Annotated in this window: 13 protein-coding genes; 4 read left to right on the forward strand and 9 right to left on the reverse strand. The window is 44.0% G+C overall.

Features of this window, described 5'->3' with window-relative positions; translation table 11 throughout:
- The first annotated feature begins 184 nt into the window (after positions 1–184).
- The 3 genes from mnmA (at position 185) to purB (ending at position 3,473) form a co-directional block, all read left to right on the forward strand.
- Entirely contained in the window at positions 185–1,306 is a 1,122-nt protein-coding gene (mnmA, locus tag OH455_RS02030; RefSeq protein WP_045974416.1) for a tRNA 2-thiouridine(34) synthase MnmA, read from the forward strand.
- A 28-nt stretch (positions 1,307–1,334) separates the two neighbouring features.
- On the forward strand, positions 1,335–1,952 hold the full coding sequence (hflD, locus tag OH455_RS02035; RefSeq protein WP_045974417.1) for a high frequency lysogenization protein HflD: 618 nt from the start codon (positions 1,335–1,337) through the stop codon (positions 1,950–1,952).
- A 150-nt stretch (positions 1,953–2,102) separates the two neighbouring features.
- A complete protein-coding gene (gene purB, locus OH455_RS02040; protein ID WP_045974418.1) occupies positions 2,103–3,473 on the forward strand; it encodes an adenylosuccinate lyase in 1,371 nt (456 codons plus the stop codon).
- A gap of 78 nt (positions 3,474–3,551) precedes the next feature.
- Here purB and OH455_RS02045 read toward each other — a convergent pair whose 3' ends face one another.
- The 9 genes from OH455_RS02045 to htpX all read right to left on the reverse strand — a co-directional run bounded on the left by OH455_RS02045 (position 3,552) and on the right by htpX (position 10,632).
- Entirely contained in the window at positions 3,552–4,085 is a 534-nt protein-coding gene (locus OH455_RS02045; protein WP_269980152.1) for a DUF3833 domain-containing protein, read from the reverse strand.
- Position 4,086: 1 nt separating this feature from the next.
- Positions 4,087–4,635 carry a chalcone isomerase family protein gene (locus OH455_RS02050; RefSeq protein ID WP_269980153.1) on the reverse strand — a complete coding sequence of 183 codons (549 nt, stop codon included), beginning with the start codon at positions 4,633–4,635 and terminating at the stop codon, positions 4,087–4,089.
- Positions 4,592–5,116, reverse strand: a complete 525-nt coding sequence (locus tag OH455_RS02055) for a DUF2878 domain-containing protein (RefSeq protein WP_269980154.1) — start codon at positions 5,114–5,116, stop codon at positions 4,592–4,594. The genes OH455_RS02050 and OH455_RS02055 overlap by 44 nt, the downstream gene beginning before the upstream one ends.
- Positions 5,117–5,118: 2 nt before the next feature.
- Complete coding sequence (locus OH455_RS02060; protein ID WP_269980155.1) at positions 5,119–6,357, reverse strand: SAM-dependent methyltransferase; 1,239 nt, start codon at positions 6,355–6,357, stop codon at positions 5,119–5,121.
- Positions 6,357–7,151, reverse strand: a complete 795-nt coding sequence (locus OH455_RS02065) for a DUF1365 domain-containing protein (RefSeq protein WP_269980156.1) — start codon at positions 7,149–7,151, stop codon at positions 6,357–6,359. The genes OH455_RS02060 and OH455_RS02065 overlap by 1 nt, the downstream gene beginning before the upstream one ends.
- Positions 7,151–8,431, reverse strand: a complete 1,281-nt coding sequence (locus OH455_RS02070) for an NAD(P)/FAD-dependent oxidoreductase (RefSeq protein WP_269980157.1) — start codon at positions 8,429–8,431, stop codon at positions 7,151–7,153. Before OH455_RS02070 ends, OH455_RS02065 begins: the two co-directional genes overlap by 1 nt.
- Before the next feature lie 12 nt (positions 8,432–8,443).
- Positions 8,444–9,169 carry an SDR family NAD(P)-dependent oxidoreductase gene (locus OH455_RS02075; protein WP_269980158.1) on the reverse strand — a complete coding sequence of 242 codons (726 nt, stop codon included), beginning with the start codon at positions 9,167–9,169 and terminating at the stop codon, positions 8,444–8,446.
- Positions 9,166–9,585, reverse strand: coding sequence for a nuclear transport factor 2 family protein (locus OH455_RS02080; protein WP_269980159.1), 420 nt, complete (start codon positions 9,583–9,585; stop codon positions 9,166–9,168). Before OH455_RS02080 ends, OH455_RS02075 begins: the two co-directional genes overlap by 4 nt.
- A gap of 186 nt (positions 9,586–9,771) precedes the next feature.
- Positions 9,772–10,632 (reverse strand): protease HtpX, encoded by an 861-nt coding sequence (htpX, locus tag OH455_RS02085; protein ID WP_269980160.1) that lies wholly within the window; start codon positions 10,630–10,632, stop codon positions 9,772–9,774.
- Between the two features lie 308 nt (positions 10,633–10,940).
- On the opposite strand from htpX, the gene OH455_RS02090 reads away from it, so the two are divergent.
- The gene (locus tag OH455_RS02090) at positions 10,941–11,108 is read left to right on the forward strand and encodes a hypothetical protein (RefSeq protein WP_167336328.1); all 168 of its coding nucleotides are present in this window, start codon (positions 10,941–10,943) and stop codon (positions 11,106–11,108) included.
- Positions 11,109–11,162: the final 54 nt, after the last annotated feature.

The following is an 11,162-nucleotide window of genomic DNA, read 5'->3' on the forward strand; positions in this document are numbered from 1 at the left end:
CTTAGTTCACTTGAATTTTGCCAACTATGCCACATATAGCCTGTCTGTAGTGAAAATTCGCAGATTAAGATCGTGAACGAGTAAAATTGCGGCAAAATTGAAGTGTGAGTTCGATCTCGGAACTGTCACCTCGAAACGCTTTCTGTTAAAATCTGCCTCCAGTTAAATTTTGTGGTGTTTAGTAATGTCTGAGAACTGTACTGACAACAGTAAAAAGAAAGTTATCGTCGGCATGTCCGGTGGTGTGGATTCATCCGTTTCCGCGTATCTCCTAAAGCAGCAGGGCTATCAGGTTGAAGGCCTGTTCATGAAGAATTGGGAAGAAGACGATAACGAAGAATACTGTACAGCTGCAGAAGACTTAGCTGATGCTCAAGCTGTTTGCGATAAATTGGGTATACACCTCCACACCATCAACTTTGCCGCCGAATACTGGGACAATGTATTTGAATATTTTTTGGCGGAATACAAAGCTGGTCGCACACCGAATCCTGACATCCTTTGTAACAAAGAAATCAAGTTCAAAGCTTTCCTTGAATTTGCAGATGAAGTTCTCGATGCAGATTACATTGCGATGGGTCATTATGTTCGACGTACTTTCCCTGAGAATAGTGACAAGCCGCAAATGTTGCGTGGCCTAGACGGCAACAAAGATCAAAGCTATTTCTTGTATACATTGAGCAGTGAACAGATCGCTCGCAGCTTATTCCCTGTTGGAGAGCTGGAAAAACCTGAAGTGCGCCGAATCGCCGAAGAGCAAGATCTAATTACCGCGAAGAAAAAAGATTCGACGGGCATATGCTTCATTGGTGAACGTAAGTTTACTGACTTCCTATCTCGTTACTTGCCAGCACAACCGGGCAAGATTGAGACACCTGAAGGCAAAGTGATCGGTGAGCATCAAGGTTTGATGTATCACACATTAGGGCAACGTAAAGGTTTACATATAGGCGGTCAGAAAGGCGGCGGTGGTAATGAAGAGCCATGGTACGTCGCAGAGAAGGATCTTAAACGTAACGTACTCATTGCAGTGCAAGGTGCTGAGCATCCACTGTTAAAATCTCAAGGATTGATTGCTTCTCAGCTGCACTGGGTCGATCGCGAAATTATCAAATCTCCACTTCAATGCAGTGTGAAGACACGGTATCGCCAAACGGATATCCCTTGTACCATTATCCCAATTGATGATGAAAATATTAAAGTCATTTTCGACGACCCACAGGTAGCCGTAACCCCAGGTCAATCAGCAGTATTTTATAAGGATGATGTTTGCCTTGGTGGCGGCATCATTGAAAAACGTATTTAATTCAATGTCTTTTCAGGAGTAATACGACGTGACTAACGCTCTTTACGACCGTACCATCGCATTTGCAGGAATATGCCAAGCTGTCGCTCTGGTTCAACAGGTCGCGAAAAACGGTCACTGTGACTCTGATGCATTTGAAACTTCGCTCAAAGCGATCTTAAACACAAACCCAAATAACACCGTCAGTGTTTATGGTCGAGAGTCGGATTTAAAACTTGGCCTAGAATGTTTGGTGAAGGGCATCGATAGCACACCTTCTGGCAGTGAAGTGACTCGCTATATCATCAGCTTGATGGCGCTTGAACGTAAACTGAGTGGACGCAACGATGCGATGTCTCAATTAGCCGACCGAATTAAAATGATAGAGCGACAACTTGATCATTTTGAACTCTTAGATGACCAAATGATAAGCAACCTTGCCAGCGTCTATTTGGATGTCATCAGCCCGATTGGTCCGAGAATTCAGGTTACTGGAACCCCTTCTGTACTGCAACAGACAGGTAACCAACATAAAGTTCGAGCCTTGTTACTATCCGGTATTCGAAGTGCCGTGTTATGGCGCCAAGTAGGCGGTAAGCGTCGTCATCTCATTTTCGGACGCAAAAAAATGGTTGAACAAGCTCAAATCCTTTTAGCCAGAATGTAATCATTTAAACTTTCCAGCTCGTGCCTATCGCGAGCTGATTTTTTCTACCAAAACAAACTCAACGCAAACGATTGCGCAATATGCGTGACAATCCACGCAGTTATTGGTATAAAGCACACAAAATTTAGAAACTCAATTCAGGAGAACATCATGGAACTGTCAGCACTGACTGCTGTTTCACCAGTAGACGGCCGTTACGGAAGTAAGACAATCGCACTTCGTAGTATTTTTAGCGAATTTGGCCTTCTAAAGTACCGTTCTATCGTTGAAATTCGTTGGCTGCAAAAGCTTGCCGCAACTGATTCAATCAAAGAAGTACCAGCGTTCAGTGCAGAAGCCAACCAGTTTCTTGATGATCTTGCCGTTAACTTCAGTGAAGAGGATGCAGCTCGAATTAAAGAAATTGAGCGTACGACAAATCATGACGTCAAAGCTGTTGAATACTTCCTGAAAGAAAAAGTGGCTGACATCCCAGAGCTTCATGCTGTCAATGAATTCCTTCACTTTGCTTGTACTTCAGAAGACATCAACAACACGTCTCACGCGCTAATGCTTAAAGAAGCTCGTGATGAAGTGATCCTGCCAGAAATTCGCCGCCTAATTAACGCCATCAAAGGCTTAGCAGAAGAATATCGTGACATTCCTTTGCTATCTCGTACACACGGCCAGCCTGCTTCTCCTTCTACTATGGGCAAAGAGATGGCGAACGTGGCATACCGTATGGAGCGTCAATACAAGCAGATCGCTAACGTTGAAATCCTAGGTAAGATTAATGGTGCTGTAGGTAACTACAACGCTCACCTTTCTGCTTACCCAGAAGTAGATTGGCACCAGTTCTCTGAAGAGTTCATTACAGAATCTCTAGGCGTAACATGGAACCCTTACACAACTCAGATTGAGCCACATGATTACATCGCAGAACTGTTCGATGCGGTTGCACGTTTCAACACCATCTTGATCGACTTTGATCGTGATGTTTGGGGCTACATTGCACTCGGTCACTTCAAGCAAAAAACAGTAGCTGGTGAGATCGGTTCATCAACTATGCCTCACAAAGTTAACCCAATCGACTTTGAAAACTCAGAAGGCAATCTAGGCCTTGCGAACGCGGTATTCGGCCATTTAGCGCAAAAACTACCAATCTCTCGCTGGCAACGTGACCTGACAGACTCAACCGTTCTACGTAACTTAGGTGTAGGGGTTGGCTACGCGGTGATCGCTTATACTTCTACTCTAAAAGGCATCAGCAAACTTGAAGTGAACCGCGAAGCGCTTCTTGCTGAACTAGATAAGAATTGGGAAGTGCTCGCTGAACCAGTTCAGACCGTAATGCGTCGTTATGGTATCGAGAAACCGTACGAGAAGTTAAAAGAATTAACGCGTGGAAAACGTGTTGACGGTGAGGCAATGCGTCGCTTCATAGATGGCCTTGAACTGCCAGAGCACGAAAAGGCGCGTCTAAAAGAAATGACACCTGCCAACTACATTGGCCAAGCAATCGAGCTCACCGACAAACTGTAATACAATCTATGTAAACGTAGGGTTGACGTCAATTCGTCAACCCTTTTTTACATCGATTAGACACCACTATCGAATCGACTAACCGTCTACTTTTTGAAAGAACAGCGTAATTTTGCCTACCTCAATGCCGAACTTTCGTATGCTCGTGATATTGAATACATGCTTCTCGTCTTGCCTGAACAACCAATCATCAAACGCAACCGTTATTGTAGAACCGTCGACGACAAGCTCAAAATCATAGACCCAGTGCAATGCATTACCCTCTTCTTTGCCTCGTGCGACACCTAAGATGTCTCCAGCTTCTCCCGCGTAGGTATTATCGCTGAGTCTCTTGATCTTCCAAATCCTTTGGTCGAGCTCGCCATCATCGAACTCAAAGTCTTCGACAAGAGTTAGGGTATCACCATCGATACTGCCGACAATATCAACTTTAAAACGACGTTGCTGCTTGTTGGTATAATCCTGAACCATTCCCCAAGCTGTCACTTCTCCTGCAAAATACTCAAACAGATTGAAGGCAGGTGTACTGCCTTTGTATTCCGATATATCCGTAGAGCACCCGGTTAATAGCGTTAATAAGCCAACAACAATCAGCGTTGTAATCTTTCGCATTTTATCTCGCTCCAATGAGGTCTTGTCTTAACTTGGGGTACTGTGTTTGTGGGGATAACCATATCGCTAGAAATGCGTCGTTCAGAAGTGGATCATTGATGGAACCTATCAACTGGTTTTGGTCATTTTGTGACGAAAAAAAGAATCGCCCAGTGTCACCATCAGAGACATAAGTCAGCTGTTGACCGTCTTTAACGTCGGGGAATATCCTCTCGATCTGAGTCACCCAAGGGCCCGTATCAGAGTACCCTAACTTGTCCCATTGCTCTCTCGTGGCATCAACCAACTGTTTCTGGCTGATATCTCGTTGATATTTAATAGATAAAGCAAGTGGGTGTGGTGAGATATCTTTGCCGAGTATATACTCACCAGACGGGGTGAAGAGCTGAGATTGGTAAACGTCGAAAAAGAGAAAAGTGAGCTGTGCGCTCCCGACTTTACGCCATTCCTGCCATTTATCGTCACTAGCCATGGTGGCTTTTGCGCCTGTGCTGAACAACAAGACGCTAACGATCACCCCTATCAGCGTAGTCCATTTGATCCGATGCATTTCCATAAACCTTTATAATGGCTGCCACAATGAGCAGCCACTCCACCATTAATACAATCAACGTGGTTGACGTTGGTAAAGGGAAATAGACCGCGCCAAGTTTTTCTCCCGCCAAGTAGCTCAACGCCCCACCAACGCCTCCTACTATAGATACGAGTATTGTGGGAAATCGGCTCACTATCGGAGCGAGAAAATAGGCGTACCAAACAAATATAAACCAAAGTGCCATCAGCCAAATTGGGAAATCACTATCGGTGAAACGAAATACACCCAGCGTCATGTTGGCATAATCGACCATGACACCCAATACCGCCACTAAAAACACTCGTTCAAGCTTTATTGGTGCAACCAACTGGCTGTATACATAGGTACCGACGACCAGACCGACAGCTACCCACTGCAACTTCTCTTGGCCTAGTACAGCAACTACCCAAACAACTTGGAACCAGAGGGAATAACAAATCAGCTTTTTTGTCGTCATCATCACGCCTTTTGAAAGGTCATATGAACAGTGCTTATGCTTTTGGCACGAAATCCACCTTCACAGTAACAGAAATAATATTTCCACATACGCATAAAGGTGTCATCAAAACCTAGCTTCCTGACATTGCTTTCTGATGACACAAATCGTGTGTGCCACTCTTTCAATGTCTGCGCATAGTCCAAACCAATATCATATAGGTTGCGCAAAACTAAATTGCTATGCGCTGTTGTTGCTTGGGTCAAAGCCGTAATCGAAGGTAGGAAACCACCTGGAAAAATATACTTTTGTATGAAATCGACATTGTTGCTGTAATAGTCGTATCTCTGATCGGCGATAGTAATTGCTTGTATGGCCATCAACCCTTTTGGCCTTAGAAGAGACTGACACTTTTTAATATACGAGCCTAAGTATTCTTTACCAACCGCTTCGATCATTTCAATGGACACCAACTTGTCATAGTGCCCTTTTAATTTTCTGTAATCCTGCTTTAGCAAGGTTATTTTGTGCTCAAGTCCCTTATCGATTATCTTCTGCTTAGCGTACTGATACTGCTGTTCTGAGATCGTCGTGGTGGTTACGTGGCACCCATACTTTTCCGCCATATATATAGCCATGCCACCCCAACCTGTCCCTATCTCAATCACTTGGTCGTCAGAGGACAATTCAAGCTGCTGGCACAATCTTTCCATTTTGTTGAGCTGAGCCTGCTCCAAACTGTCTGATTCCGTATTAAAGATTGCAGCGGAGTACAACATCTCTTTATCAAGAAAAGTTTCGTAGAGTTCATTGCTCAAGTCATAGTGGGCACTAATATTCTTAGCAGCATTCTTCTCAGTGTTGCGGTTGAACCAGTGCCCAATCTGGTATGATATTCGAGAGAGAATACTACTTTGGCCTTCAATAGAATCGAGGGTTGCTAAGTTCACGGCCATCAGTTCCATCAGCGCCGTCAGATCTGGGCTGTCCCACCAGCCATCCATGTAGGCTTCGCCTGCTGCAATACTCCCGCCTTTAAGCAGCCTAGCGTAAAAGTCTGGATTTTTGACCTCGATTGCCGCCTGTAAGCGTGATGCTCCTGCGTCACCAAACGTCACCCTATTTTCTGAAACGGAGAAAGATTCAATGACCGTTAGTGAACCTGATTTGATTTTCTTGAGGAGTGACATTGCTACGCTACGCGCTGTTTTTTGTGTCGTGCTTAGTGACGTTGAGTAATCTATCGTTTGGGAGTTAATCATTACTTATGCTCCTTGCCCTGCTCTCTCGATTTATAGTTTTTAGAAGGTATTTCTGGTTGTTTTTTATTATTAGGATGGGAGTAAAATGGAGCACCCTTACACCATAGCTTAAAAGCCTGCCAGTAAATGCCAATCAACATTTTTACTGCCAATAGCGGCGTTTTAATCAAGTGTTTGAGAAGCACTCTCGACGTCAAAGCCTGCTTACCCATGCTAAGCGTGGCATCAAATTCCTTTTGATCCCGATGGCACTCTAGGTGAATCGAAAGCTTTCTCCCTAATGGCTTCAATCGCCAAACATAGTCTTGATCTATAGGGTTAAACGGTGACACATGAAACGCTTTGCCGTGTCGCCACAATGTTTGGTCAAAAGCAGGAATCGCATAGTAGTGTCTTTGATTCCAAGGGGTATTACTCACTTCAGCCAACAAGTAACGCCATTCTCCTTCCTTGTTATAAACATAGTAGAAGTTTACAGGACTGAAATAGATACCAAGATAACGGAGATGAATGACGGCTTTGACGCTCCCCTCGACAGTCTCTCCCGTTAGCTCTTTGATCTTGTCAAATACCGCGTGTTTTAAATCTCCTTCCCCTAAATAATCAGAGCGTTTAAACCTCGCCCAATGCCACCACTTTCGTCCAAAGCCCCAAACAGATTTCTCCACAGCATGGATCTTATCCAAGTCGATACATGGCATAAAGATAGGGTAGCTTAACTGATGCTCTACTGGGCTAAAGCGCCGATGTCTTACATCACCCACAAATAAAGAGCCGCCATGCTCTGCGCTCATTATGCTGCTCCTCGTTGGCGATCAACGTTTTTGAGCAGTTTCAACTCACTGACGATATCTAGAGCGCTTCGAACTCCGTCTTCATGGAAACCGTTGTACCAGTAGGCACCGCAGAACCACACCTTGTCGTGCCCATTGATTTCCTTACGTCTCTGCTGGGCCTGCATAGATTGCTCGCTAAACACAGGATGGTGATACGTGAATGTTTTGAGCACTTTACTTGAATCAATAAGATGACCACTATTTAAAGAAACACAGAATGTCACAGGCGCTTGTATATGTTGTAGAATATTCATGTTGTAAGTCAGGGTTGGTGGGCGTTCACTTTCACCATGCTTGCCATCTAACCAATAATTCCAAGACGCCCAAGCCGAATTTCTTTTAGGCAGTAAACTCTCATCAGTATGCAGTGTCACTTCATTCGCTTGATATTCCAGCTGGCCTAGAATTTCACTCTCAAGATCACTGGCATCACTAAGCAGGGCAAGCGCTTGGTCGCTATGACAAGCAAAAATCACTTGGTCAAAGCGCTCAGTCCGATCGCCAAGATCAATTCGCACGCCCATTTGCTCCCTGCAAACCGATTTTACAGGTGTAGAAAGGTGAATGCGGTCAGCATACTCCTTAGTGAGTGGCTCGACATAGGCATTTGAACCGCCTTTTATCACGTACCACTGAGGCCTGTTCAACACATCGAGTAGTCCATGATTCAGAAAGAAACGTGCAAAGAATTGCAGCGGAAAAGCGCGCATATCGGCAAGTGTGGAAGACCAGATTGCAGCACCCATGGGTAAGATATAGTTGTTGCAAAAATAGTCGCTGAATTTCTCTTCCGATAAAAAGTCGCCGAGCGTTTTCTCACACTCACTGGATTGTTCGACTAAACCTTTAACCTGTTTATTGAAACGCAGTATCTCGAAAATAAAGGCATAAAACTTGGGATTGAACCAATTTCTTCTTTGTGCGAAAAGCGTCGACACTGTGTGTCCATTGTACTCCAATCCACACCCATCGTTTCTTACACTGAAACTCATCTGTGTAGGCAAGCCCTCCACACCCACCTCATCCATCATGGCAATAAAGTTGGGATACGTTCTGTCGTTGTACACAATAAAACCGGTGTCGACCGCATAATTCTCGCCTTCAACTTCAACATTGACCGTCGCAGTGTGCCCACCGATGTAATCATTGGCTTCGAATAGAGTGACATCATGTTGTTTATTCAGATGATAGGCACATGTCAACCCAGAGATACCTGTCCCGATTATGGCTATTTTCATTTTGGAATCCTCTTACTCTGAGATCAATTTCGCGGTTAAATACTTTTGCCAGCGGTAAGGCAAGGCGCCAATCAGGCGCAGTAGCGTTGTGAACCTTCGCGGGAAATATATATACGGTTTACGTTCAGCAAGCCCTTTACGTATCGCTTGTGACGCCTGTTGTGTCGTCACAAGCATTGGCATTGGAAACGTGTTTTTATCGGTCAAAGGCGTTTTGACGAAGCCAGGGTATATCACTGACACACAAATATCTTTTTTATCTAAATCAAGCTGGAGCGTTCTACCTAAATAGCTGACAGCGGCTTTAGATGCGCCATAAGCTTCAGCCCTTGGTAAGGCCAATTCGCTCGCAATAGAACCGACCAGAGCCACAATATGTCCGGGCTGAAAATGGTGCTGGCTTGCTTCTATCGCGCTAGCAAGCCCAACCACATTGATGTCAAATACACGCTTTATCAATTGTGCGTCAATGACACCATCATCTATATACTCACAATCGCCAGCATTGAAAATCCAAACATCAGGGGTAACGACCAACTTCTCTAACGCCTTTTTGGTGGCCGATAAATCAGTGAGATCAAATTGAAGCGAGGTGATCTTGGTAGAGATGGAGGCAAGCGCTTCTAACGCTTGTGGGTTCCTCCCGCAAGCAACGACTTCATGTCCAGCATTTGCATAATCTTCCGCTAGTTGCCTACCGATACCGGACGTGGCGCCGGTGATTAACACACAAGTCATTGCCCTAGCCTCTGTTTGATGGTCTTGATCACTGAACCTAACAGAGGAAGGTTTTCATAAAGCATTTCACCGAGGTCGAAGTAATCTCTGTGATAGATAACCCTACCATCTTTGAATTTGAGGTGGCTGACACCGTTGACGACCACGGTTTTACCTTTTTGCAGTTTCGGATGCTCCAGCGACATAGACCACGTTAGAAATCCACTGTCACCAGACTGCTGTTGCTCTTTTATGTCAAAGTCGCAGCGCCTGACGTTAGTGTAAAGACTGTCAAAATAGCTTTGTAACGCTTGCCAGCCTTGGAGACGATGCGCAGAATCTTCGAAGACAACATCTTGATGGTAAACACCGTTTAATAAGTGCAAATTGTCTTTGCTAAGTTGCTGATATATTTGACCAACTGACTCGACGTTCATATCCTCTCCAGATAATTATACAAAATAAAATAATGTACAATCCTAATGCAAGCTTAGGGTAATTTGTTGGCGTTGTACAAACATTAATTTTGTAAAAGTTTAGTTTGCAGCTTTGTACGGCGGTTAAATAATAAGGGATCAAAAAAGGCTTGATATAAAATCAAGCCTTTTATTTAAATCATAAACTTATGAGTTTCGCAGCGCTGCGATGCGCTTATCTAATGGAGGATGACTCATCAATAATTCTGTTACTGAACGCTTACCATTGATACCAAATGCCATCATTGAACCTTCTAGCTGAGATTCATGACTCACTTTTAAACGCTCCAAAGCAGCAATCATTTTGTGCTTACCGACCAACTGCGCAGCACCTGCATCAGCATGAAACTCACGATGTCGGCTATACCACATAGTAAGGAAGCTCGCTAGGAAGCCAAACACGAGTTCAAGAACAATGGATACACCAAAGTAAACCATCATGTTGCTGCCACCTTCTTCATCATCGTTAGATGAAACAATATTTGCAATAAAGCGTGATAGGAAAATCACAAAGGTATTCACCACACCTTGCATTAGCGTCATGGTGACCATGTCACCATTGGCAATATGACTCACTTCGTGAGCAAGTACAGCTTCAGCTTCATCACGAGTCATATTTTGTAAAAGACCAGTTGAAACTGCCACCAAAGAATCATTACGCTTAGCTCCTGTTGCAAACGCGTTGATATCAGCGGAATCATAGATGGCGACGGTTGGCATACCGATGCCCACTTGCTCAGACTGTCGGCGAACCGTTTCAAGTAACCAATGCTCTGTTTCATTACGCGGGCTTTCAATCACCATCCCCCCGACAGAGCGCAGCGCCATACCTTTTGACATCATCAATGAGATGAATGAACCACCAAAACCAAATACAGCGGCCATAATAAGTAGCCCAGACAAGCTACCAGGTTGCATACCTGTGACCGCATATACAATATTTAAAACAACACTCAGAACCAGAATAACGGCCAAGTTAGTGGCCAAAAATAACATCACTCGCTTCATTACTTTTCTCCGAAACAGGAAGCTTAATTATCTGCCGTTGCAATACGAATATCACACTGAGGCTTTATGTCTAACTTATAGATATAGTCTATTCCTTTTAAACACAAGGGATAGACGTAAATTGAAACATTTATTGTCTCAACGGAAAAAATTGTTAAAACACTCGACAAGTATTCACATAAAAAATGATTCAATTTCAATATATTAATCAATAGCAGCAGTATTAGACTTTAGTCTTATTGTACCTAGACGACAGCGTGCTAGATTGTACTCAGAATACAATACCCATGTGTGAAAAGGACAAAATCATGGTTGAAACTAACAACTATCAAATGGCTATTGACCTACTATGCTGCCACCTTGGTATTTCAGAGGAAGAAGCAAAGCAGCAACTTGGTATATCTTCAGAGCAACAAGCGCAACAACGCATCTCGGATACCCAGCAAGCACTGATGGGCTTGCACCAAGACAAGTAATCGTCAAAATTTAGATAAAGTAAAGGCTGCCATTGGCAGCCTTTCTATTTTGGT

Origin of the sequence: Vibrio sp. T11.5 (assembly GCF_027587155.1) — a bacterium.
Lineage (GTDB): Bacteria > Pseudomonadota > Gammaproteobacteria > Enterobacterales > Vibrionaceae > Vibrio > Vibrio neptunius.